Here is a 24,511-nt window from a genome sequence, read left to right as displayed (position 1 = left end):
TGCGCAGCCCCTGACGGCCCGCCTGCATCGACGGCGGTTCACCAGGGCACCGGTCCCGTCTCGCCGGCGATGCTTGACCGGGGCAGCCGAAACGGAACGCAGGGATTGTAGACACCGACGGAAAGGGCGGGGATGACGCGCAACGCACCGCCCGTCGCACCCTCCACGGCAGAAGAAGGAAATCAGTATCTTAGCCGAAAGGAAAAGCGCGGATCTTTCCCGAGAGAGGCCAAATCGTCCCCACCCTGCCGCTCATCGACACAATGGCGGATAACCGGGCTTCACATTTCCACGACCTTGCCGCCCTCGATCGTCACGCGGCGATCCATGCGTCCGGCAAGCTCGTGGTTATGGGTCGCGATAAGCGCGGCAAGGCCCGACTGGCGAACCAGCGCCTCCAGCGCATCGAAGACGTAGGATGCGGTTTTCGGGTCCAGGTTGCCGGTCGGCTCGTCGGCCAGAAGCACGCGGGGCGCATTGGCGACGGCGCGGGCGATCGCCACGCGCTGCTGCTCGCCGCCGGAAAGCTCGGCCGGGCGATGTTCGGCGCGGTGGCCGATCCGCATATAGTCCAGCAACTGCCCTGCCCGTTCCTTCGCATCCGCCTTGGTCAGGCCGGCGATCAGCTGCGGCATCATGATGTTCTCGACGGCCGAAAATTCGGGGAGAAGATGGTGGAACTGGTAGACGAACCCGATATCCGACCGGCGGATCGCGGTGCGCTCGTTGTCCGGCAAGCCGTTGCAGGACCGGCCGTCGATGAAAACCTCGCCGCCATCGGGATGTTCGAGCAGGCCGGCAAGATGCAGAAGCGTCGACTTGCCCGTGCCGGAGGGCGCGACCAGGGCGACCATCTCGCCGCTGACGAGCTCGAAATCGGCCCCCCTCAGGATCGAAAGCGTGGTCTCGCCCTGGCCGTAGTGGCGTTCGACGCCCGAGAGCTGCAAGACGGTTTTGCGTGGAGCCATGAAGGATCGGAACCTATTCGTATCGGAGGGCCTGGACGGGATCGAGCCTGGAGGCCCGCCATGCCGGGAAGATGGTGGCGATGAAGGAAAGCGCCAGCGCCATGATCACCACCGACAGCGTCTCGCTGAAGCTCATCTCGGCCGGCAACTGGCTGAGGAAATAAAGTTCCGGATCGAAGAGAACCGTGCCCGAGAGCCAGGAGAAGAACTGCCGGATCGACTCGATGTTGAGACAGACGACGATGCCGAGCATGACGCCGGCAAGCGTGCCGACGATGCCGATCGCCGCCCCCGTCATGAAGAAGATGCGCATGATCGCGCCGGAGCCCGCCCCCATGGTGCGCAGGATCGCGATATCGCTGCCCTTGTCCTTCACCAGCATGATGAGGCCGGAGATGATGTTGAGCGCCGCCACCAGCACGATCAGCGTCAGGATCATGAACATGACGTTGCGCTCCACCTGCAGGGCGGAAAAGAAGGTCTGGTTGCGCTGGCGCCAGTCGGTGATGAAGATCTGCCGGCCGGCGGCCGTCTCGACCAGCGGGCGAAGGCCGTCGACATTGTCGGGATTGTCGACGAAAAGCTCGATCGACTGCACCAGCCCGTCGGCGTTGAAATAAAGCTGCGCCTCCTCGAGCGGCATGTAGATGATCGTCGCGTCGTATTCCGACATGCCGATCTCGAAAATGCCGGACACCGGGTAGGATTTCACCCGCGGATTGACGCCCATCGGCGTCACGTCGCCTTCCGGCGAGATCAGCGTGATCTGGTCGCCGGCGTTGAGGCCCAGCTGGGCCGCCAGGCGCGAGCCGACCAGCACGCCCTGCCCCGAGGCGAAACCGACCAGATCGCCGGACTTGACGTTGCCGGCGACCTCCGTGACCTTTTCCAGGTCCTCCGGGCGGATGCCGCGCACGAGCGCGCCGGAGCCCGCTCCGCCGCGGCCCGAGGCGAGCGTCTGGCCTTCCACCAGCGGCAGCGCCATCCGCACGCCGGGCACGGCGGCGAATTTCTTCGTCAGATCGGCATAGTCGGTAAACGGCCCGTCGATCGGCTGGACGATCATGTGGCCGTTGATGCCCAGAATGCGCGAGATGAGTTCGGTCCGGAACCCGTTCATCACCGCCATGACGATGATGAGCGTCGCGACCCCCAGCATGATGCCGATGAAGGAGAAACCGGCGATGACGGAGATGAAGGCCTCGCGGCGGCGCGAGCGCAGGTAACGCCAGGCGACCATGCGTTCGAAAGCCGAAAAGGGGCCGGCAGAAGGCGCATGTCCCGCCTTATCCGCTTCACCATTCGCAGCGACACTCGCCATGCCGTTTCCTCAACCTGCCGGCGGGAGTTCCGCCTTGTTCCTCACCCGGGCCCTGCCCGGCTTATCGGCCGGCAAGCCTGTTCATCGCCGCCTCGACGGCGAGCGTCTCGCGCTCGCCGGTCTTGCGGTCCTTGACCTCCACTTCGCCGGAAGCGGCGGAGCGGGGGCCGACGATCACCTGGAACGGCACGCCGATCAGGTCGGCGGTCGCAAACTTGGTGCCGGCGCGCTCGTCCGTATCGTCGTAGAGCACGTCCTTGCCGACCGTCGAAAGCCCGCCATAGAGGGTCTCGCAGATGCGGTCGCAGGCCTCGTCGCCGGGCTTCATGTTGATCACCACGACATCGAAGGGCGCGACGGACGCCGGCCAGATGATTCCGTTCTCGTCATGCGATGCCTCGATGATGGCGGGAACAAGGCGGGTCGGGCCGATGCCGTAGGAACCCATGTGGACAAGGTGTTCCTTGCCGTCCGGCCCCTGCACCCTGGCGCCCATCGGCTCCGAATATTTGGTGCCGAAATAGAAGATGTGACCGACCTCGATGCCGCGGGCGGACAGGCGGTCCGCCTCGGGAATGGCGTCGAAGGCGGCCTCGTCATGCATTTCCGACGTCGCCGCATAGACGGACGTCCACTTGTCGAAGATCGCCTTCAGCGCCTCGACGTCGTCGAAATTGGTGTCGGTGCCGGGGATTTCGAAATCGACGAAATCCTTGTGGGAAAAGACTTCCGACTCGCCGGTCTCGGCGAGGATGATGAACTCGTGGGAAAGGTTGCCGCCGATCGGGCCGGTATCGGCGCGCATCGGGATGGCGCGCAGGCCCATGCGCGAGAAGGTGCGCAGATAGGCCGTGAACATCTTGCGATAGGCGTGCTCGGCCCCTTCCTTGGTGAGATCGAAGGAATAGGCGTCCTTCATCAGGAATTCGCGCGAGCGCATGGTGCCGAAACGCGGGCGGATCTCGTCGCGGAACTTCAGCTGGATGTGATAGAGATTGAGCGGCAGGTTCTTGTAGGACTTGACGTAGGACCGGAAGATGTCGGTCACCATCTCCTCGTTGGTGGGTCCGTAGAGCATGGGCCGGTCCTGCCGGTCCTTGATGCGCAGCATTTCCTTGCCGTAGGCGTCATAACGCCCGCTCTCCTGCCAGAGCTCGGCGGACTGCAGCGTCGGCATCAGAAGCTCGATGGCGCCGGAGCGGTTCTGCTCCTCGCGGATGATGGCGTTGACCTTGTCGAGGACCCGCTTGCCGAGCGGCAGCCAGGAATAGATGCCCTGGCTCTGCTGGCGGATCATGCCCGCGCGCAGCATCAGCCGGTGGGACACGATTTCCGCTTCCTTGGGGTTTTCCTTCAGGATGGGCATGAAATAACGGGAGAGGCGCATCGAAATTTCCGAGGGTTGCCGGGCCTATCCCTGCATCGGGAATCGGCGATTTCTTGAACAAGATTGCGAGGCTACATAGCCGTTCCGGGCTTCCAAGGGAACCCGCCCCCGCAGGAATCGCGCAAGCTCGACGATTCAGCGCCGGACATCCTCAGATCGGTAAAAAATGGGGATTTCGTGGCAAACGTGCGACTTTTTTGTCAACTGAAAAATTTTATCCCACTGTGTTAAAAATACAAAAAAATTGAGTGACAAAGCCCAACCTTTGGGCTAGGTTCAGCTCACAAAAGAGGCAAGGAGTTCAAATTCTTGCCATTTCGCGGTCAAGTCTTGGGAGGATCAGATCTTAGGCGCGCTTGTTCGCTGCCCCGGCAACGGTTAAGGATCACGCGAAACTAGAAACAAGGCTTAACCGCCTTGTTTTTTTTTGCTTTTTCGAAAGCGTGACATCCCTGCCGGCACGATCCGGACGCCTCCCCTATGCCCGCCGCGCATGACAGGAAGATGACAGGTTCCCGTGTTTTCCTGTCCTATTCGAAACTCGGAATGATGACGGGAATATCGCCGATGCCGAAACCGAGCCAGGTCGAGGCCAGGTGATAGGCCGCATAGAGCACGGCGGAGATCACGGTCGTCAGAAGCACGACACGGCCGCCGCGGAATTTCGCGGGCGCGCTTTCCACCGTGCCGGCGGCCACCTCGCCATCCTCCTGCTGGCTGCGATAGCCGAGCGGCAGGACGATGAAGAGCACGGTCCACCAGATGATGAAATAGATGGCGGCGACCGTCAGAAGCGACATTGGGCGGATTCCGGTTTCCGTTCAGAGAGCGGCCTTATAGGCCGAAAGCGGGCGAAGCTCAAACAAAGGCTCCGGGACGCGATGCCGCACCCTCAAACCTGTTCCAGCTCGACCAGCGTGCCGTTGAAATCCTTGGGATGCAGGAAAAGGACCGGCTTGCCATGGGCGCCGGTCTTCGGATTGCCGTCGCCGAGCACGCGGGCGCCGCCTGCCTTCAACCGGTCGCGGGCGGCGATGATGTCCTCCACCTCGTAGCAGATGTGATGCATGCCGCCGGACGGGTTCTTCTCCAGGAAGGCGGCGATCGGGGATGCGGAGCCGAGCGGTTCGAGCAGTTCCACCTTGGTGTTGGGAAGCTCCACGAAAACAACCGTCACGCCATGTTCCGGCAGCGCCTGGGCCTGCGAGACACGGGCGCCCAGCATGTCCCGATAGGTCGCCGTGGCGGCGGCGAGATCAGGAACCGCGATGGCAATGTGATTGACGCGTCCGAGCATGTGTTCTCCTCCTCATCTGGTGTCCAGCGGCCGGAAATCGCAATGGAGGCCGAAGGAGCGCAACGCTCCTCAGAGCCTCGTCACGAAAACCGTCACCACCGGCTTCTTGCCCCAGGCCTCGTTGGCGGCGGCCCGCACCGCCCGGCGAACGGCCTCGCGGACCATGTCGAGATCCTTGCGGCGCGCGCGCGGAATGCTTTCCACCGCGCCCAGCACCGCGTCATACAGCGTATCCTCCATGGCCTCCCCCTCGTCGTCGAATTCCGGCAGGCCGAAAGCGACGAGATCGGGGTCGGTCAGGAAATCGTAGCGATTGTCGAGCAGGACGTTGACCGAGACATGACCGACAAAGGCGAGCTTGCGGCGGTCGCCAATTCCCATTTCGTCGTAGTCGCCGATCAGCTTGCCGTCCTTGAAGAGACGGCCGTGCGACGCCTCGTCGATCACCTCCGCCGGCCCCGGCGCCAGCCGCAGCACATCGCCGTTTCTCACACGCGGGATCGTCCCGATGCCGGCAGAAGCGGCAAGCTCGGCCTGCGCCGTCAGGTGCGCCGCCTCGCCATGCACCGGGACGAGGATCTGGGGCCGCGTCCACTCGTACATCTTCAGGAGTTCGTTGCGGCGCGGGTGGCCCGAGACATGGACCAGCGCGTCGCTGTCGGTCACGACATGGATGCCCTGCTCGATCAGCCCGTTCTTGATTTCGAGGATGGCCTTCTCGTTGCCCGGAATGGTGCGCGAGGAAAAGACCACCGTGTCGCCGGACGCCAGCGCCACGTTGCGCATCTCGTCGCGGGCGATCTTGGCAAGTGCCGCGCGCGGCTCGCCCTGGCTGCCGGTGAGGACGACGACGATCTTGTCGCGCGGGATGTAGCCGTATTCGTCCTCGGCGATGAAAGGCTTGAGCCCTTCCATGAGGCCGATGTCGCGGGCGACGTTGACGACGCGCTTGAGCGAACTGCCGAGCAGCAGCACTTCGCGTCCGGCGGCCTCGGCCGCCTGGGCCACGGAACGGATGCGGCCGACATTGGAGGAGAAGGTGGTGATCGCCACCCTGCCCTCGGCGCCCTCGATGATCTTGCGCAGCCCCTCGGACACCTCCTCCTCGGAGGGCGAAACGCCGTCGCGCATGGCATTGGTCGAATCGCACATCAGCGCCAGCACGCCCTCGTCTCCGAGCTTGCGGAAACGCTCCTCGTCGGTCAGGGGGCCGAGCGACGGCGCATGATCGATCTTCCAGTCGCCGGTGTGCACGACATTGCCGAGCGGCGTGCGGATGACCAGCGACATCGGCTCCGGGATGGAATGGTTGACGCCAACCGCCTCGACCTGGAACGGGCCTATGGTGATGCGGTCGCCGGCCTTGAAGATCGTGACCGGAATATCGGCGCGGGACCCCTCGTAGTCGCGCTTCGCCTCCAGCATGCCGGCGGTGAACGGCGATGCATAGACGGGCACGTTGAGGCCCGGCCAGAGATCGTTCAAGGCGCCGTAATGATCCTCATGCGCATGGGTGATGATGATGGCCTTGAGGTTCTGGCGCTGGTTCGCAAGAAAGCCGATATCCGGCAGGACGAGGTCGACGCCCGGCAGTTCCGGCCCCGGAAAGGTGACGCCGCAATCGACCATGATCCACTGGCGCTTCTCCGGCGTTCCATAGCCGTAGAGGGCGAGGTTCATGCCGATCTCGCCCACGCCGCCCAGCGGCAGAAACACCAGTTCTTCCTGTTTTGCCATTTCTTCTCTTATTCCGTTCTTTCAAAAAATACATCACCGGCGGCGATCGGCATCGGCGCGCGCTCTCCGGTGTCGAGCATCAAAAATCCTCTGTCATCGATACCTGCGAATGTTCCAACAAGCGAGCGGTCGGACAGGTTCACGGTGATTTTTTCTCCGATGCCGCAGGCCACATCCCGCCAGCGCCGGCTGATCTCCGCCGTGCCACGTCCCTCGTCCCAGGCATCCAGAACAATCGCCATCTCCTTGTAAAGATGCGCGAAAAGCTCTTCCGGCGAGACGCCGGCGCCATGATCGGCAAGGCGCGTGACGCCGTAAGGCGCGTTATCGGGCATATGGCGGATATTGATGCCGATGCCGACGACCACGGCGCGGCGACCGTCCGGCAACCCCTCGCCTTCCAGAAGGATGCCGCAGGTCTTCCTGCGGCCGATCAGGATATCGTTCGGCCATTTGACTTCGAGCGGCTCCCCGCCGGGCGGCAGGACAGCCCTTACCGCTGCATGCACGGCAACCGCGACCGCCAGCGGCAGCGAGGCGACACGCTGAGGCTCCGCCGGGTTGATCAGCAGCAGCGAGGCATACAAATTACCGGGTTCGGACGTCCAGGCCCTTCCCCGCCGGCCGCGGCCGGCGATCTGGCGCCCCGCCGTGATCCACAACAAACCGGAATCGCCCGCGCGAGCGCGGGCGAGACATTCGCTGTTGGTGGACCCCACCTCGCTCAACGCCTCATGGCGAAACGCATCGAGCGAGAAGCGGCCGGTTCCTCCAGACATCCTCAGAAGAAGGACTTTGCGGCGGCGTTCGCCGCTGTGCCGATCGGCCCGCCGAAAAGGACGTAGGCCGTGACGAAGAGACCGGAGAGGCCGAAGACGATGCGCAGTTCGCCGGAAATACGGGCGAACTCACCCTTGGCTTCATCGAACCACATCAGCTTGACGAGGCGCAGATAATAGTAGGCGCCGACGACCGAAGACAGCACGCCGATGATCGCCAGGGCATAGAGCTTGGCTTCGATCGCCGCCACGAAGACGAAATACTTGGCGAAGAAACCGGCCAGCGGCGGGATGCCGGCCATGGAGAACATCAGCGCCGTCAGCACCACCGCCATGAACGGCTTGGTCGAGGACAGGCCGGCAAGATCGTCGACATTCTCGACATTGACGCCGTCATTGCGGCGCATCGCCATGATGCAGGCAAAGGTGCCGAGCGTCATGACCATGTAGATCGTCATGTAGAGGATCACGCCGGAAACGCCGGTCTCGGTGCCCGCGGCAAGGCCGACGAGCGCGAAGCCCATGTGGCCGATCGAGGAATAGGCCATCAGGCGCTTGATGTTGCGCTGGCCGATCGCGGCGAACGAGCCGAGCAGCATGGACGCGATCGACACGAAGACGATGATCTGGCGCCAGTCGGCGACGATCGGCAGGAAGGCGTCGGACACGATGCGCACCAGGATCGCCATTGCGGCGACCTTCGGGCCGGCGGCGAAGAAGGCGGTGACGGGGGTCGGCGCGCCTTCATAGACGTCCGGCGTCCACATGTGGAACGGCACGGCCGAAATCTTGAAGCAGGCGCCGGCAAGCACGAAGACCATGCCGAAGACGAGGCCCATGTGCCGCGTCTCGGAGGACAGGACCCTCGCGATATCGTCGAAGCCGGTATTGCCGGTGAAACCGTAGACCAGCGACATGCCGTAGAGCATCATGCCCGAGGAGAGAGCGCCGAGGACGAAATACTTCAAGCCCGCTTCCGTGGAGCGCACGCTGTCGCGGTTGAAGGCGGCGACGACATAGAGCGCCAGCGACATCAATTCGAGCGCGAGATAGAACGCGATCAGGTCGTTCGCCGAGATCAGGAGCAGCATGCCGAGGGTGGAGAGCACCAGCAGGACCGGGAACTCGAAACGATCGAGATGATCGGACCGGCCGCTGCCGAACGACATGACCGTCGCCACGATCGAGCCGACCAGGGCGAGAACCTTCATGAAGCGCGCGAACGGATCGAGCATGAAGGCGCCGCCATAGGCCTCGCCCTCGCCCGGCATGAAGACGAGCCACAGGCCGGCGACGGCAAGCAGCGCCACGGCGAGGCCCGTCACCAGCGGCGCGGACTTGTCGCCCGAGAAGACGCCGATCATCAGGAGGGCGAGCGCCCCCACGGCCAGAATGATCTCCGGCATGGAGAGCTGCAGGCTGAGGGAAAGTAGTTCAGCGGTCATGTCCAGTCGTGTCCCGTCTCAGTGCACGTTCAGTGCCAGGTCTTTCGCCGCCTGCAGGGCTGCGGAATAATTGTTCACCAGCTGGTCTACCGAGGCCGCCGTCGCATCGAAGACCGGAGCCGGATAGAAGCCGTAGAAGATGGTGAGCGCGATCAGCGGATAAAGGATGAGCTTCTCGCGCGCCGAAAGATCGAGGAGCGCCTTCAGGCTTTCCTTTTCCAGCGGGCCGAAGATCACCCGGCGATAGAGCCAGAGGGCATAGGATGCCGACAGGATGACGCCGGTCGCGGCGAAAAGGGCCACCCAGGTATTCACCCTGAAGACGCCGATGATCGTCAGGAACTCGCCGATGAAGCCGGACGTGCCCGGCAGGCCGACATTCGCCATGGTGAAGATCATGAAGGCGACGGCATATTTCGGCATGTTGTTGACGAGGCCGCCATAGGCCGCGATATCGCGGGTATGCAGCCGGTCATAGACCACGCCGACGCAGAGGAAGAGCGCGCCGGAGACGATGCCGTGCGACAGCATCTGGAAGAGAGCACCCTGCACGCCCTGCACATTCGCCGCGAAGATGCCCATGGTCACGTAACCCATGTGGGCGACGGACGAATAGGCGATCAGCTTCTTGATGTCCTCCTGCATCATCGCCACCAGCGAGGTGTAGATGATCGCAAGCACCGACAGCGTGAAGACGAAGGGCGCGAAATAATCCGACGCCAGCGGGAACATGGCGAGCGAGAAGCGCACGAAGCCGTAGCCGCCGAGCTTCAACATGACGCCGGCCAGGATGACCGAGCCTGCGGTCGGAGCCTGGACGTGCGCATCCGGCAGCCAGGTATGCACCGGCCACATCGGCATCTTGACCGCGAACGCCGCGAAGCAGGCAAGCCAGAGCCAGGTCTGCAGGCCGCGCGGGAAGCTGTATTTCAGCAGTTCCGTGATGTCGGTCGTGCCGGCCTGCCAGTAGATCGCCGCGATGGCGAGCATCATCAGCACCGAGCCGAGCAGCGTATAGAGGAAGAACTTGTAGGAGGCATAGACGCGGTCCTTGCCGCCCCACACGCCGATGATGACGAACATCGGAATGAGGGTCGCCTCGAAGAAGACGTAGAAGAGGACGACGTCGAGCGCCACGAAGACGCCGACCATGACCACTTCCAGAAGCAGGAAGGCGATCATGTATTCTTTGAGGCGCTTCTCCACCGAATCCCAGCTTGCCAGCACGCAGAACGGCATCAGGAACGTCGTCAGGATGACGAACAGCATGGAGATGCCGTCGACGCCGAGGTGGTAGGAAATGCCGAAGCCGAGCCAGGCATGCTTCTCGACCATCTGGAAGCCCGGGTTCGAATTGTCGAAACCGATCCAGACGAACAGCGACACGATGAACGTGACGATCGTCGTGAAGAGCGAGATGTTCAGGATGTTGCGGCGGCCGAAGGGGCCGTCCTCCCGCGTCAGCAGCAGGAGGAGGACGCCGACCAGCGGCAGGAAGGTGACCGTCGAGAGAATTGGCCAGTCGGTCATTAGATTGAGCTCCCGAGCATCATCCAGGTGACGAGGGCGGCGATGCCGATCAGCATCGCGAACGCATAGTGATAGAGATAACCGGACTGCAGCTTGACCACCCGGTTGGTGACGTCGACCACACGGGCTGCAACGCCGTTCGGGCCGTAGGTATCGATGACGCCGATATCACCCTTCTTCCACAGGAACCGGCCAAGCGCCTTGGCGGAACGGACGAAGATGAAGTCGTAAATCTCGTCGAAATACCACTTGTTGAGCAGGAACTCGTAGAGAACCCTCTGGGATGCGGCGAGACGGCGCGGCGTCGACGGCGACTTGATGTAGAAATACCAGGCCGTGACGAAGCCCACCGCCATGGCGATGAACGGGCTCCATTTGACGAGCGCCGGGACGTGATGGAACTCTTCGAGGATCTCGTTTTCCGGCAGGGTAAAGATCGCGCCCTTCCAGAACTCGGCATATTCGTGGCCGAAGAAATAACCTTCGAAAAGCACGCCGGCGAGAACCGCGCCGATGCCCAGGATATAGAGCGGCACCAGCATCACGCTCGGGGATTCATGCACATGGTGCATGACCTCGTGGCTGGCGCGCGGCTCCCCGAAGAAGGTGAGGAAGGCGAGGCGCCACGAATAGAAGCTCGTGAACAGGGCCGCGATGACCAGCAGCGTGAAGGCGAAACCGGCGGCCGGGGAATGCGACGCGAACGCGCTTTCGATGATCACGTCCTTGGAGAAGAAGCCGGCGAAGCCGAGCATGGTGCCGGGAATGCCGACGCCGGTCAGCGCCAGCGTGCCGATCGTCATCATCCAGAAGGTGACCGGAATGTGCTTCCTGAGGCCGCCCATGTAGCGCATGTCCTGCTCGCCGTCGACGGCGTGGATGACCGAGCCGGCGCCGAGGAACAGGAGCGCCTTGAAGAAGGCGTGCGTGAAGAGGTGGAAGATCGCCGCGCCATAGGCTCCCAGCCCCAGCGCCACGAACATGTAGCCGAGCTGCGAGCAGGTGGAATAGGCGATGACGCGCTTGATGTCGTTCTGCACGAGGCCGACGGTCGCCGCGAAGAAGGCGGTGATCGCGCCGATGATGGTCACGACCAGCAGCGCATCGTGCGACAGTTCGAACAGCGGCGACATGCGGGCGACGAGGAAGACGCCGGCGGTGACCATGGTCGCGGCATGGATGAGCGCGGAGACCGGGGTCGGGCCTTCCATGGCGTCCGGCAACCAGGTGTGCAGCAGGAACTGCGCCGACTTGCCCATCGCGCCCATGAAGAGCAGCAGGCAGACGACCGTCAGCGCATGCGCCTTGTCGAGCTGCATGCCGAAGAAGTTGACGATGACCTGCGTCGCCTCCGGCGCATTCTCGGCCGGCAGGTAGGTGGCGGCGGCGGCGAAGATCGTCTCCAGGCTGATCGAACCGAAGAGCACGAACACGCCGGCAATGCCGAGGATGAAGCCGAAGTCGCCGACGCGGTTGACGATGAAGGCCTTCATCGCGGCAGCCGACGCGGACGGCTTCTTGTACCAGAAGCCGATGAGCAGATAGGACGCCAGGCCCACGCCTTCCCAGCCGAAGAACATCTGGGCGAGGTTGTCCGACGTGATCAGCATCAGCATCGCGAAGGTGAAGAGCGACAGATAGGCGAAGAAGCGCGGCCGGTGCGGGTCATGGTGCATGTAGCTGATCGAATAGACATGCACGAGCGAGGAGACCGTGTTGACGACCACGAACATGACCGCCGTCAGCGTGTCGATCCGGAAAGCCCATTCGACATCGATGCCGCCGGACTGAATCCAGCGCATCACCGGAACCTTGATGACTTCCCCGGCCTCGCCATGGGCGAGCGCCACGTTGAAGAAGACGATCCAGGAAAGCACGGCCGCGACGATCATCAGGCCGCTGGTGACGTATTCGGAGGCCTTGGCGCCGATCTGGCGGCCGAACAGGCCTGCGATCAGGAAGCCGATCAGGGGAAGGAAGACGATTGCCTTGTAGATCATGACCCGATCAGCCCTTCATCATATTGACGTCTTCGACGGCGATCGAACCGCGGTTGCGGTAGAAGACGACGAGAATTGCAAGACCGATGGCGGCCTCCGCGGCCGCGACGGTCAGAATGAACAACGCGAAGACCTGGCCGACGATGTCGTTCAGGAAGGAGGAGAAGGCCACCATGTTGAGGTTGACCGAAAGCAGGATGAGCTCGACCGACATCAGGATGATGATGACGTTCTTGCGGTTCAGGAAGATGCCGAAAACGCCGAGGATGAAGAGGATGGCGCTGACCGTGAGATAATGGGAAAGTCCGATTTCCATTTGCCTGTTCCTTGTTCCGCCTCAGACGCCCTGACCCGGCTTGACCTTGACCACCTCGACGGCGGTCGCGGGCGTGCGGCCCACCTGCCTTGGAATATCCTGGCGCTTGATATGCTGGCGGTGACGCAGCGTCAGGACGATGGCGCCGATCATCGCAACCAGCAGAACCAGGCCGGCGATCTGGAAGAAGTAGACGTAATTCGTATAAAGCACGTCGCCGAGCGCGGCCGTGTTGGTGCGTTCCGCCGGGTTCGGGATCGGCATGGTGACGGCCTTGGCCGCATCCGGCGTCAGCACGCTGCCGCCGATGACGACGATGAGTTCGGCCGCCACGATCAAGCCGATCAGAATGCCGACCGGGGCATATTGCAGCACGCCGGAGCGCAGTTCCGCAAAGTCGATGTCGAGCATCATGACGACGAAGAGGAAGAGGACCGCGACCGCGCCGATATAGACGACCAAAAGGATCATCGCCAGGAACTCGGCGCCGGTCAGCAGGAAGAGGCCCGCGGCGTTGAAGAAGACCAGGATGAGGAAGAGCACCGAGTGAACCGGGTTCCTGGCCGAGATGACCATGAACGCCGACGCCACCGCGACGAACGCGAAGAGATAGAAGAAGATAGCCTGCAGACCCATCGTGGTGCCTTTTCGTCCCTCACCGGAAACGGGGCGGACGCCCCTTCCCGTCGAAACCCGGCGTCGTCGATCGAGCACCGGGCATTCCATCAAGATGTCACCCGCGCCTTGCCCGCTGATCGGGCGGCGGCGGGAAGATGCGTCCCGCCTTTAGCGGTAGGGCGCATCCAGAGCGATATTGCGGGCGATCTCCCGCTCCCAGCGGTCGCCATTCTCGAGAAGCCGCGCCTTGTCGAAGTAGAGTTCTTCGCGCGTCTCGGTCGAAAACTCGAAGTTCGGCCCCTCGACGATCGCGTCGACCGGGCAGGCCTCCTGGCAGAAGCCGCAATAGATGCACTTCACCATGTCGATGTCGTAACGCACCGTGCGACGGGTGCCGTCGTTGCGGCGCGGGCCGGCCTCGATGGTGATCGCCTGGGCAGGACAGATCGCCTCGCACAGCTTGCAGGCGATGCAGCGCTCCTCCCCGTTCGGATACCGGCGCAGCGCATGCTCGCCGCGGAAACGCGGGGAAACCGGCCCCTTCTCGAACGGATAGTTGATGGTGGCCTTCTGCTTGAAGAAGTAGCGCATCGACAGGAAGAAGGCGCCGACGAACTCCTTCAGGAACAGGGAATTAATGGCCTGGCCGAAACTTGCCATCGTTATTCTCCAATGATGCCAAAAGCTTGGACGGTCATCTTCATGTTCATGCCCATCCCGTCAGCTTCAGCACGAATGCGGTAATGACGACCATGGCGAGCGAGATCGGAAGGAAGACCTTCCAGCCGAGACGCATGAGCTGGTCGTAGCGGTAGCGCGGCACGAAGGCCTTCACCATGGCGAACATGAAGAAGACGAGCGACGCCTTCAGCACGAACCAGATGATGCCCGGCACCCAGTTGAGGATCGCGATATCGACCGGCGGCAGCCAACCGCCGAGGAACAGGATGGTCGTCAGCGCGCACATCAGGCAGATCGCCGCGTATTCGCCGAGCATGAACATCATGTAAGGGGTCGAGCCGTATTCGACCATGAAGCCGGCAACGAGTTCCGACTCCGCTTCCGGAAGGTCGAAGGGGGGACGGTTGGTTTCCGCGAGCGCCGAGATGAAGAAGACGACGAACATCGGGAAGAGCGCCAGCCAGTGCCAGTCGAGGAAGGAGGCCGGCAGGCCGAGCATGGTGCCGAGGCCATCATGCTGCGCATTGACGATGTCGGTCAGGTTCAGGGAGCCGACGCAGAGCAGAACCGTGACGATGACGAAGCCGATCGAGACTTCGTAGGACACCATCTGCGCCGCCGAGCGAAGCGCGCCGAGGAACGGGTACTTCGAGTTCGAAGCCCAGCCGCCCATGATGATGCCGTAGACCTCCAGCGAGGAGATCGCGAAGACGTAAAGGATGCCGACATTGATGTTGGCGATGACCCAGCCATCCGCGAGCGGGATCACCGCCCAGGTGGCAAGCGCCAGCGTGACCGCGACGAGCGGAGCGAGCAGGAAGACGCCCTTGTTGGCGCCGGCCGGGATGATCGGCTCCTTGAAGACGAACTTCAGCAAGTCGGCGAAGGACTGGAAGAGACCGAAGGGACCGACGACGTTCGGCCCGCGGCGAAGCTGCACGGCCGCCCAGATCTTGCGGTCGGCGAGCAGGATATAGGCGATGAAAACGAGCAGGCAGACCAGGAGCAGCAGAGACTGCGCGACCATGACGATCGCCGGCCAGACGTAGATCGAGAAGAACGAATCCATGTTCAAATTACTCCGCCGCAGCCTGGAAATTGTTGCGGGCCAATGCCGAGCATTCGGCCATGACGGCCGAAGCGCGAGCGATCGGGTTCGTCAAATAGAAGTCTTTGATCGGCGACGCAAACCCCGACTTCGACATCTCACCCGCTTTTTGGCCGAGTGCGGCAATTTCGCTGACGGAGCCGGCCGCGATCTCGTCGACGGCGGCGAAATGCGGATAGGCCTCGTAGAGTTTCGCGCGCAGCGCACCGAGCGAATCGAAGGGCAGCTTGCGTCCGAGCACATCGGAAAGCGCGCGCAGGATCGCCCAGTCCTCGCGCGCCTCGCCCGGCGCGAAGCCGGCGCGGTTGCCCATCTGGACACGGCCTTCGGTGTTGACCCAGGTGCCCGACTTTTCCGTATAGGTCGCGCCCGGCAGGATGACATCCGCATTGTGCGCGCCGGCATCGCCATGGCTGCCGATATAGACGGTGAACTTCGCGCCCTTCTTCGAGAAGTCGAGCTCATCGGCGCCGAGCAGGAAGAGGACGTCCATGCCGGCGAGCTGGGCCGCGGCATCGGCGCCGTTCGCACCCGGCACGAAGCCGAGGTCGAGGCCGCCGACGCGGGACGCCGCGGTGTGGAGGACCGCAAAGCCGTTCCATTCTTCCGTCAGCGCGCCGACGGAGCCTGCAAGCCGGGCGGCGGCGGCGAGAACGGCGGCGCCATCCGGGCGGGAAAGAGCCCCCTGCCCTACTAATATCATCGGGTTCTTGGCGTTGCGCAGCTTGTCGACGAAGCCGTTGGCTCCGGATGCGAGATCGGAAAGCGTTTCCGGGCCGGCACCGAGATAATCGTAGGCGTAGCGCAGCTCGCCGGCTTCGCCGATCACGCCGATCGGGAAATTGCCGCGGCGAAAGCGCTTGCGGATGCGGGCATTGAGGACGGCCGCTTCGAGGCGCGGGTTGGCGCCGACGAGAAGCAGCGCACCGGCCTGCTCGATGCCCTCGATGGTCGGGTTGAAGAGGTAGCTTGCGCGACCGAGCGACGGATCGAGCGCCGTCCCGTCCTGCCGACAGTCGAGGTTCTCCGAGCCCAGCGAGCGGATCAGCTCCTTCAGCGCGTACATTTCCTCGACCGAGGCAAGATCGCCGGCGATCGCGCCGATCCTGTCGCCGGACGTCGCGGCGACCGCAGACCTGATGACACCGAAGGCCTCACCCCAGGAGGCGGCCTGGAGGCGTCCGCCCTTGCGGACATACGGGCGATCGAGACGCTGGGTCTTCAGGCCGTCCCAGATGAAGCGGGTCTTGTCGGATATCCACTCCTCGTTCACCTCTTCGTTGACGCGCGGCATGATACGCATCACTTCGCGGCCGCGGGTGTCGACGCGGATCGCCGAACCGACGGCGTCCATGACGTCGATCGATTCGGTCTTGTTCAATTCCCACGGACGGGCGGTGAAGGCGAAGGGCCGCGAGGTCAGCGCGCCGACCGGGCAAAGGTCGATGACGTTGCCCTGCAGCTCGGAGGTCATGGCCTGTTCGAGATAGGTGGTGATCTCGGCATCCTCGCCGCGGCCGATCAGGCCGAGTTCGGAAATGCCGCCGACTTCGGTGGTGAAGCGGACGCAGCGCGTGCAGTGGATGCAGCGGTTCATCACCGTCTTCACCAGCGGGCCGATATACTTGTCTTCGACGGCGCGCTTGTTTTCGGTGTAGCGCGAACTGTCGATGCCGAAGGCCATGGCCTGGTCCTGCAGGTCGCACTCGCCACCCTGGTCGCAGATCGGGCAATCCAGCGGGTGGTTGATCAGCAGGAATTCCATCACGCCTTCGCGGGCCTTCTTGACCATCGGCGTGTTGGTGAAGACTTCCGGCAGTTCGCCGTTCGGGCCGCCGCGGATATCGCGCACGCCCATGGCGCAGGACGCCGCCGGCTTCGGCGGGCCGCCCTTCACCTCGATCAGGCACATGCGGCAATTGCCCGCGACCGAAAGACGTTCGTGGAAACAAAAGCGCGGAACCTCGGCGCCGGCTTCCTCACACGCCTGGAGCAGCGTGAAATGATCCGGGACCTCGATCTCCTTGCCGTCTACCTTCAGCTTTGCCATCGTATCACTTACGTCCTCAGTTCAATCCCTTGAGCACGAAGGCCCGGGACATATTCTTTTATTTCAACAGGGCCTTCGCCTGGCCGACCCAATCGTCCCGCCCGATGCGCCCTTCGAAACCCAATTCCTTGTCGAAGCGGGCGATCTCGGCGTCCGACCAGGCGGCCACCTGGGCAAGACTGGTCACGCCCATGCCCTTCAGGACCGCTTCCAGCTTCGGCCCGATGCCCGAGATCCGCTTCAGGTCGCCGGTCTCTGCAGCGGCGGAAGCCCTGGCGGCCGTCCTCGGTCTCGCCGGAGCCTTGGCCTTCACCGGAACTTTGGTCTTCGGCGGAGCCTTGGAGGCAGCTTTCGGCGCTGCCCCGGCGTTGCCGGAGGGGGCTTCCACGGGGGTTACCCCGGACGCAGGTTTCCTTGCCGCCGGAGCGGCAGATGCAGCCGCCTTGCGAACAGGCCTTGACTTGGGTTTGGCGGCAGGCACGGGCCTTGCCGCGACGGGCGGCGGCTCAACGGCTGCGGCAACCGGTCCGGCAGCAGCCGGCCCAGCGACAGTCGACTCGGTGACGGCCGGCCTTTCGGCCGGGGCCGCGACTTCGGCCTCTTCCGCGGCCTTCTGATGGTTCGCCGCCTCCATCATGCCCTGCAGCGCGCCGAAGAAGACGCCCGCCATCTGGTTGGCGAGGCCGAAACCGATCGCCGTCGCCGCCGCCATGGCGGCGGCCGGGTGCGCCAGCAACGGATTGAGCGTCAAAGCCTCGGCAAGATCGGGCAGGCGCGCAGCATCGCGCGCCGGACGATCCGCCGTCTCCTGATCCCGATCCTTGCCCGTCTTAGCCAAAGTCCTTACTCCGCAGCTTCCATGACGGCGCCATGGTCCAAAGCATTGTAGGTATACTGGTCGATGCGCGCCTCGATCTCCGCACGGAAATTGCGGATGAGACCCTGAACCGGCCATGCGGCCGCATCGCCCAGCGCACAGATGGTGTGGCCTTCGATCTGCTTGGAAACCTGGAAGAGCATGTCGATCTCGCGCTTCTGCGCGTTGCCCTTCACCATGCGTTCCATGACGCGCCACATCCAGCCGGTGCCTTCGCGGCACGGCGTGCACTGGCCGCAGCTTTCGTGCTTGAAGAAGGCCGAAAGGCGCGCGATCGCCTTGATGATATCGGTCGACTTGTCCATGACGATGACCGCCGCGGTGCCAAACGACGACTTCTTGTCGCGCATGCCGTCGAAGTCCATGATCGCGTCGTCCATGTCCTCGCCCCTGATGACCGGGCAGGACGCGCCGCCGGGGATGACCGCCAGCAGGTTGTCCCAGCCGCCGCGGATGCCGCCCGCATGCTTTTCGATCAGTTCGCGGAACGGGATGCCCATGGCTTCCTCGACCGTGCAGGGCTTGTTCACATGGCCGGAGACCATGAAGAGCTTGGTGCCGACATTGTTCGGCCGGCCGATCGAGGAGAACCAGCCGGCGCCGCGGCGCAGGATGGTCGGCGCGACCGCGATCGACTCGACGTTGTTGACGGTCGTCGGGCAGCCGTAGAGGCCCATGTTCGCGGGAAACGGCGGCTTCAGGCGCGGCTGGCCCTTCTTGCCTTCGAGGCTTTCGAGCAGCGCGGTCTCCTCGCCGCAGATATAGGCGCCGGCGCCGTGATGGACGTAGACGTCGAAATCCCAACCGTTCTTGTTGTTCCTGCCGAGCAGGCCGGCGTCATAGCACTCGTCGATCGCGGCCTGCAGCGCCTCGCGCTCGCGCATGTATTCGCCGCGCACGTAGATATAGGCCGTGTGGGCGCCCATGGCGAAACCGGCGATGACGCAGCCCTCGATCAGCGTGTGCGGATCGTGGCGCATGATCTCGCGGTCCTTGCAGGTGCCGGGCTCGGATTCGTCCGCGTTGACCACGAGGTAATGCGGGCGGCCGTCGGATTCCTTCGGCATGAACGACCATTTGAGACCGGTCGGGAAGCCTGCGCCGCCGCGACCGCGGAGGCCGGAGGCCTTCATCTCGTTGATGATCCAGTCCCGGCCCTTTTCGATGATGGCCCCGGTGCCGTCCCAGTGGCCGCGGCTCATCGCGCCTTTCAGGGACTTGTCCTTGAGGCCGTAGATATTGGTGAAGATGCGATCCTGATCCTTAAGCATGTCTCACCTCTTACCGCGGCTTCTTGCCGAAGACTTTAATGTATTCGGCCTCGCCGCCCTTGGCGAGCGCCTTGGCCTGCTTGACCCAGTCGTCGCGCTCGATGCGGCCCCTGAAATTCAGGTATCCGTCGACCCATTCGCGCTCCGCCTTCTTCCACGCGGCGACTTGCGCGAAGGTGAAGATACCGAGTTCATGGAGCGTGGCCTCGATCTTCGGGCCGACGCCGGAGATCAGCTGCAGGTCGTCCGGGGTGGCCGGGCGCTCGATACCCTTCGGGCGGTTCTTGTCGTCAAGCGACGGCTTTTCCGATTTTGCGGCGGCGGGGCTGGCGGCCGCCGGCTCCACCGTTTCGCTCCTGGCGGTTCCCGAGAGCGGCTGGGCCTCGGCGGCCTTGACATTGTCTGCGGCGGCAGCGGGCGCGGTTGCCGGCGTCTTCAGCTTCGGGTCGGTTTCCGGCGCGGTATCCTTGGGGCGGGCGGCGTCGGCCGGCGGAACCGGCGCGGCATCGGCGGCCGGCTGCGGCTCCAGGTTGGTGCGAACCGGCTTCACGTCCTCCAGCAGGGTCGTCGCGCCGCCTTCGGGAGCTGCGAAATGACGGCCGATCTGCGGGCCGGGTCTGATCCCGTCGCCCTTGCCGGCTTCGAACGCGTCGATGATCTCCTCGAGGCGCTCCGGCGTCAGGTCCTCATAGGCATCCTTGAAGATGATGACCATGGGGGCGTTGACGCACGCGCCCTGACACTCGACCTCTTCCCAGGACAGCGTGCCGTCGGCATTGAGCTCGAAGGGGTCGTGATGGATCTTGTGCTGACAGACCTTCATCAGGTCCTCGGCGCCACGCAGCATGCAGGGCGTCGTGCCGCAGACCTGGACGTGGGCACGGGTGCCGACCGGCTTCAGCTGGAACTGCGTGTAGAAGGTCGCGACTTCCAGGACGCGGATATAGGGCATGTCCAGCTTGTCCGCGACATGCTCGATCGCCGCACGGGTGACCCAACCGTCCTGCTCCTGCGCGCGCATGAGCAGCGGAATGACAGCGGACTGCTGCCGGCCTTCCGGATATTTCCTGATCGTTGCCTCGGCCCAGACGGCATTCTCCTCGTTGAAGGCGAATGTTGCCGGCTGCACCCTGTCTTCGGCTAATCGACGAACGGACATTCTTTCCACGCCTTATCAGTTTATGGAGCCACACCGCGACTTCGTGAGCGCCACGAAGTCGCACGCATAGGCAGACTTGTCTTTTTGCATGAACACTATGAACTTTGTTCCATTGGGAACGGAGGCCTTGATCTCATATCCTTCGGACAGGAGATCGCCCATCGATTTCGATCCGCCGCTCGCCGTCGACACGTCGGACTGCCCGGCCGGCAGGTTCTGCTGCGCGAACGCAGCCGTGCCGGTGAGCAGAATGCCAGCAATGACGGCGCCTCGGATCATCAGCGGTCAACCTCACCGAACACGATATCGAGCGAGCCGAGAACAGCCGAAATGTCCGCCAACTGGTGTCCCCGACAGAGGAAATCCATGGCCTGGAGATGGGCGTAACCCGGAGCGCGAATCTTGCAGCGATAAGGCTTGTTGGAACCGTCGGCGACCAGGAAGACGCCGAACTCGCCCTTCGGAGCCTCGACCGCGGCGTAAACCTCGCCGGCCGGGACGTGATAACCTTCGGTATAGAGCTTGAAGTGGTGGATCAGCGCTTCCATCGAGCGCTTCATCTCGCCCCGCTTCGGCGGTACGACCTTGCCGTCCGTCGAGGAGAACGGGCCGGTCCCGGCGTCGCCGAGAAGGCGGTTGACGCACTGCTTCATGATCTTGCAGGCTTCGCGCATCTCGATCATACGGATCAGGTAACGGTCGTAGCAGTCGCCGTTCTTGCCGATCGGAATATCGAAGTCGAGCTCGGAATAGCATTCATAGGGCTGCGAGCGACGCAGATCCCAGGCCGCGCCCGAGCCGCGCACCATCACGCCCGAGAAGCCCCATGCCCAGGCGTCCTCCAGCTTCACGACGCCGATATCGACGTTGCGCTGCTTGAAGATGCGGTTGCCGGTGAGCAGATCGTCGATATCGTCGAGTTTCGACGGGAATTCGTCGCACCACTTGCCGATGTCCTCCACCAGTTCCGGCGGCAGGTCCTGATGGACGCCGCCGGGGCGGAAATAGGCCGCGTGCATGCGGGCGCCGCAGGCGCGCTCGTAGAAGACCATCAGCTTCTCGCGCTCCTCGAAACCCCAGAGCGGCGGCGTCAGCGCGCCGACGTCCATGGCCTGGGTCGTGACGTTCAGGAGATGCGAGAGGATGCGGCCGATTTCCGAATAGAGCACGCGGATCAGCTGGCCGCGGATCGGGATCTGGATGCCGAGCAGCTTCTCGACGGCCAGGGCATAGGCATGCTCCTGGTTCATCGGCGCGACGTAGTCGAGCCGGTCGAAATAGGGTACGGCCTGGAGATAGGTCTTGGTCTCGATCAGCTTCTCGGTGCCGCGATGCAGCAGGCCGATATGCGGATCGACGCGCTCGACGATTTCGCCGTCCAGCTCCAGAACAAGGCGCAGCACGCCGTGCGCCGCCGGATGCTGCGGTCCGAAATTGATGTTGAAGTTGCGAACGTTGTGTTCAGTCATGGGCGCGCTCCGCGCTGATAGTGAATAGTGAGTAGTGATTAGTGGGTAGTTTCATTGCTCACCTATTCCTCGAATTTCTTTCGCTGAACCGCGCGGATAAGAGCGCCAAGCATTTTCCCGTTCTCTTCGCATTTGTTCAGCAACCCATCCAAAACATCCGGCGCCATCAATCCAATGCGCTCACCGATGATTAGATGAGTCTCCGATTCCTTTAACGAGCCTTGCGCGATCCTTAGAAACTGAACGAACGAACCACGATTTTCTCTTCCATAACCTTCAGCGATATTCGCTGGAACAGATGTGGAAGCCCGTCGAATCTGACTCGCTAGCCCATATATCTCTTCCCGCGGGAAGGCCTTGGTCACCTCGTAGCAAGCAACTGAAATTTCGATCGCCAGCTGCCGGACTTTCAAATCCCGGCAGGAGGTGATCTTTCCGCTCGACACTTCAGATCGCCTGCTCACTACCGACTAATCACTACTCACTGCTTGGCCTTCTCATCCCCCGGCAGCACGTAATCGGTGCCTTCCCAGGGAGACAGGAAGTCGAAATTGCGAAATTCCTGGCGCAACTCCACGGGCTCGTAGACGACACGCTTGGCGCTGTCGTCGTAGCGAACCTCGACGAAACCGGTGGTCGGGAAGTCCTTGCGCAGCGGATGACCTTCGAAACCGTAATCCGTCAGGATGCGACGCAGGTCCGGGTGGCCGGTGAACAGGATGCCGTACATATCCCAGGCTTCGCGCTCGAACCAGTCGGCGCCCGGATAGACGGCGAAGGCCGACGGAACAGGCTCGTCCTCACCCGTCGCCACCTTGACGCGGACGCGCAGGTTCTGGCGCGGCGACAGCAGGTGGTAGACGACGTCGAAACGCTTTTCGCGCGACGGATAGTCCACGCCGCAGATGTCGATGAAGCTCACGAAGCCGCATTGTCCGTCATCGCGCAGGAAGGTCAGGAGCGGCAGCAGGTTTTCGCCGCTCGTCGTCAACGTCAGCTCGCCATGGGCGAATACCGCCTCCTCCACGAGAGCGGGGCGCGCTTCGCGGATGTAGATCGAAAGCTCGTTCAGGGCTTCACTCATTTTATCGTCCTATAAACCCCTTGCCCTTGGCCCTCAGCGCTCGATCGTACCGGTCCGCCGGATCTTCTTCTGCAGCAGAAGCACGCCGTAGAGCAGCGCCTCCGCCGTGGGGGGACAGCCCGGGACATAGATATCGATCGGCACGACACGGTCGCAGCCACGAACGACCGAATAGGAATAATGGTAATAGCCGCCGCCATTGGCGCAGGAACCCATGGAGATGACGTAACGCGGCTCCGGCATCTGGTCGTAGACCTTGCGGAGCGCGGGCGCCATCTTGTTGGTCAGCGTGCCGGCGACGATCATGACGTCCGACTGGCGCGGCGAGGCGCGGGGCGCGAAACCGAACCGCTCGACGTCGTAACGCGGCATGGAGAGCTGCATCATCTCGACCGCGCAGCAGGCGAGACCGAAGGTCATCCACATCAGCGAACCGGTACGGGCCCAGTTGATCAGCTCATCGGTGGAGGTGACGAGAAAACCCTTGTCGGCGAGCTCGTTGTTGATCTCGCCGAAAAACGCGTCGTCGCTGCCGATCGGCTTGCCGGTATTCGGATCGATAATGCCCTTGGGCTTCGGCGCAACGAGGGTGCTGCCGGTGTCGACTACTCCCATTCCAGCGCTCCTTTCTTCCATTCATAGATGAAACCGACCGTCAGGACGCCAAGGAATACCATCATCGACCAGAAGCCGAACCAGCCGAGATCGCCGAAGGAAACCGCCCAGGGAAACAGGAAAGCCACTTCCAGGTCGAAAATGATGAAGAGGATCGAAACCAGATAGAATCGGATGTCGAACTTCATGCGCGCATCATCGAATGCATTGAAGCCGCATTCATAGGCCGAAAGCTTTTCCGAATCGGGCGCCTTGTAGGCGACGGCGAAGGGCGCGATCAGAAGTGCGAGGCCGATCACCAAGGAAATGCCGATGAAAATCGCGATCGGGATATAGGAAGTGAGAAGTTCACTCATGGTATTCGATCCCAGCTAGCCTTGAAGCGTCGAGCGACACTTGAAACTCACTGCACGGGCCAAGCGAACGTGCATTGCAACAAGCCGTGACTAGCGCAGCCGAAGCCCCGGCGCAAGCCTTTTGAACAGCGCATACTGCGCCAAAATAAAGCAGCCCGGACGATTCCCCGCAACCGTGCCTGGACGGCAACCGGAGGATGGATCGCGCGGGATACCCCGCAGGCCAAATCGTTTTAAAAGCGGAAACGGGGAAGACGCAAATGGCGCGAGTGACGGGGCTCGAACCCGCGACCTCCGGCGTGACAGGCCGGCACTCTAACCGACTGAGCTACACCCGCGCATGATGCCTTTCGGCGCTGACCAGCCCATAACCGGGCAACGTCAATTCGAGGAAGAGATGGCGCGAGTGACGGGGCTCGAACCCGCGACCTCCGGCGTGACAG

At 63.0% G+C, this 24,511-nt stretch carries 24 protein-coding genes and 1 tRNA gene; all 25 read right to left on the bottom strand.

From position 1 onward, the window contains the following. Positions 1–281 precede the first annotated feature (281 nt). Positions 282–968, bottom strand: a complete 687-nt coding sequence (locus ACFFP0_RS29130; RefSeq protein ID WP_377265729.1) for an ABC transporter ATP-binding protein — start codon at positions 966–968, stop codon at positions 282–284. Between the two features lie 13 nt (positions 969–981). Further along, the gene (locus tag ACFFP0_RS29125; protein ID WP_377265728.1) at positions 982–2,289 is read right to left on the bottom strand and encodes a lipoprotein-releasing ABC transporter permease subunit; all 1,308 of its coding nucleotides are present in this window, start codon (positions 2,287–2,289) and stop codon (positions 982–984) included. A gap of 61 nt (positions 2,290–2,350) precedes the next feature. Beyond that, complete coding sequence (gene proS / locus ACFFP0_RS29120) at positions 2,351–3,676, bottom strand: proline--tRNA ligase (RefSeq protein ID WP_377265727.1); 1,326 nt, start codon at positions 3,674–3,676, stop codon at positions 2,351–2,353. A 530-nt stretch (positions 3,677–4,206) separates the two neighbouring features. Further along, positions 4,207–4,476 carry a DUF1467 family protein gene (locus ACFFP0_RS29115; RefSeq protein WP_377265725.1) on the bottom strand — a complete coding sequence of 90 codons (270 nt, stop codon included), beginning with the start codon at positions 4,474–4,476 and terminating at the stop codon, positions 4,207–4,209. Between the two features lie 92 nt (positions 4,477–4,568). Beyond that, positions 4,569–4,973 (bottom strand): methylmalonyl-CoA epimerase, encoded by a 405-nt coding sequence (gene mce, locus ACFFP0_RS29110; RefSeq protein WP_377265724.1) that lies wholly within the window; start codon positions 4,971–4,973, stop codon positions 4,569–4,571. 69 nt (positions 4,974–5,042) lie between these two features. Then, a complete protein-coding gene (locus tag ACFFP0_RS29105) occupies positions 5,043–6,710 on the bottom strand; it encodes a ribonuclease J (RefSeq protein ID WP_377265723.1) in 1,668 nt (555 codons plus the stop codon). Between the two features lie 8 nt (positions 6,711–6,718). After that, the gene (locus ACFFP0_RS29100; RefSeq protein WP_377265722.1) at positions 6,719–7,489 is read right to left on the bottom strand and encodes a biotin--[acetyl-CoA-carboxylase] ligase; all 771 of its coding nucleotides are present in this window, start codon (positions 7,487–7,489) and stop codon (positions 6,719–6,721) included. A 2-nt stretch (positions 7,490–7,491) separates the two neighbouring features. Continuing rightward, positions 7,492–8,934, bottom strand: a complete 1,443-nt coding sequence (gene nuoN, locus ACFFP0_RS29095; RefSeq protein ID WP_377265721.1) for an NADH-quinone oxidoreductase subunit NuoN — start codon at positions 8,932–8,934, stop codon at positions 7,492–7,494. A gap of 18 nt (positions 8,935–8,952) precedes the next feature. Then, complete coding sequence (locus ACFFP0_RS29090; protein WP_377265720.1) at positions 8,953–10,464, bottom strand: NADH-quinone oxidoreductase subunit M; 1,512 nt, start codon at positions 10,462–10,464, stop codon at positions 8,953–8,955. Continuing rightward, on the bottom strand, positions 10,464–12,464 hold the full coding sequence (gene nuoL / locus ACFFP0_RS29085; RefSeq protein WP_377265719.1) for an NADH-quinone oxidoreductase subunit L: 2,001 nt from the start codon (positions 12,462–12,464) through the stop codon (positions 10,464–10,466). The genes ACFFP0_RS29090 and nuoL overlap by 1 nt, the downstream gene beginning before the upstream one ends. 7 nt (positions 12,465–12,471) lie before the next feature. After that, the gene (gene nuoK, locus ACFFP0_RS29080) at positions 12,472–12,780 is read right to left on the bottom strand and encodes an NADH-quinone oxidoreductase subunit NuoK (protein ID WP_085423062.1); all 309 of its coding nucleotides are present in this window, start codon (positions 12,778–12,780) and stop codon (positions 12,472–12,474) included. A gap of 21 nt (positions 12,781–12,801) precedes the next feature. After that, positions 12,802–13,416: an NADH-quinone oxidoreductase subunit J gene (locus tag ACFFP0_RS29075; protein WP_377265718.1), complete on the bottom strand. Its 615-nt coding sequence runs from the start codon at positions 13,414–13,416 to the stop codon at positions 12,802–12,804. 150 nt (positions 13,417–13,566) lie between these two features. Further along, the gene (nuoI, locus tag ACFFP0_RS29070; protein WP_377265716.1) at positions 13,567–14,058 is read right to left on the bottom strand and encodes an NADH-quinone oxidoreductase subunit NuoI; all 492 of its coding nucleotides are present in this window, start codon (positions 14,056–14,058) and stop codon (positions 13,567–13,569) included. 46 nt (positions 14,059–14,104) lie between these two features. Beyond that, on the bottom strand, positions 14,105–15,148 hold the full coding sequence (gene nuoH / locus ACFFP0_RS29065; RefSeq protein WP_377265715.1) for an NADH-quinone oxidoreductase subunit NuoH: 1,044 nt from the start codon (positions 15,146–15,148) through the stop codon (positions 14,105–14,107). 7 nt (positions 15,149–15,155) lie between these two features. Continuing rightward, positions 15,156–17,237, bottom strand: coding sequence for an NADH-quinone oxidoreductase subunit NuoG (gene nuoG / locus ACFFP0_RS29060; RefSeq protein ID WP_377265714.1), 2,082 nt, complete (start codon positions 17,235–17,237; stop codon positions 15,156–15,158). A 58-nt stretch (positions 17,238–17,295) separates the two neighbouring features. Beyond that, positions 17,296–18,075, bottom strand: coding sequence for a helix-hairpin-helix domain-containing protein (locus tag ACFFP0_RS29055; protein WP_377265713.1), 780 nt, complete (start codon positions 18,073–18,075; stop codon positions 17,296–17,298). A gap of 5 nt (positions 18,076–18,080) precedes the next feature. Further along, entirely contained in the window at positions 18,081–19,385 is a 1,305-nt protein-coding gene (nuoF, locus tag ACFFP0_RS29050) for an NADH-quinone oxidoreductase subunit NuoF (protein ID WP_377265712.1), read from the bottom strand. Between the two features lie 10 nt (positions 19,386–19,395). Further along, positions 19,396–20,544: an NADH-quinone oxidoreductase subunit E gene (locus tag ACFFP0_RS29045; protein WP_377265711.1), complete on the bottom strand. Its 1,149-nt coding sequence runs from the start codon at positions 20,542–20,544 to the stop codon at positions 19,396–19,398. Between the two features lie 15 nt (positions 20,545–20,559). Next, positions 20,560–20,823 (bottom strand): hypothetical protein, encoded by a 264-nt coding sequence (locus ACFFP0_RS29040; RefSeq protein ID WP_377265710.1) that lies wholly within the window; start codon positions 20,821–20,823, stop codon positions 20,560–20,562. Next, entirely contained in the window at positions 20,823–22,013 is a 1,191-nt protein-coding gene (locus tag ACFFP0_RS29035; RefSeq protein WP_377265709.1) for an NADH-quinone oxidoreductase subunit D, read from the bottom strand. Before ACFFP0_RS29035 ends, ACFFP0_RS29040 begins: the two co-directional genes overlap by 1 nt. 62 nt (positions 22,014–22,075) lie before the next feature. Beyond that, positions 22,076–22,459, bottom strand: coding sequence for a four helix bundle protein (locus ACFFP0_RS29030; protein ID WP_377265708.1), 384 nt, complete (start codon positions 22,457–22,459; stop codon positions 22,076–22,078). Positions 22,460–22,494: 35 nt separating this feature from the next. Next, on the bottom strand, positions 22,495–23,097 hold the full coding sequence (locus tag ACFFP0_RS29025) for an NADH-quinone oxidoreductase subunit C (RefSeq protein ID WP_377265707.1): 603 nt from the start codon (positions 23,095–23,097) through the stop codon (positions 22,495–22,497). A gap of 33 nt (positions 23,098–23,130) precedes the next feature. After that, a complete protein-coding gene (locus ACFFP0_RS29020; protein ID WP_377265706.1) occupies positions 23,131–23,712 on the bottom strand; it encodes a NuoB/complex I 20 kDa subunit family protein in 582 nt (193 codons plus the stop codon). After that, positions 23,703–24,068 (bottom strand): NADH-quinone oxidoreductase subunit A, encoded by a 366-nt coding sequence (locus tag ACFFP0_RS29015; protein ID WP_377265705.1) that lies wholly within the window; start codon positions 24,066–24,068, stop codon positions 23,703–23,705. The genes ACFFP0_RS29020 and ACFFP0_RS29015 overlap by 10 nt, the downstream gene beginning before the upstream one ends. 261 nt (positions 24,069–24,329) lie before the next feature. Then, positions 24,330–24,406, bottom strand: a tRNA-Asp gene (locus tag ACFFP0_RS29010). Positions 24,407–24,511 lie beyond the last annotated feature (105 nt).

Origin of the sequence: Neorhizobium puerariae (assembly GCF_042429745.1) — a bacterium.
In the GTDB taxonomy this organism is placed as follows: domain Bacteria; phylum Pseudomonadota; class Alphaproteobacteria; order Rhizobiales; family Rhizobiaceae; genus Neorhizobium; species Neorhizobium puerariae.
Note: the sequence above shows the minus strand (reverse complement) of the source record. Positions and strands in the feature narration are given on the sequence as shown.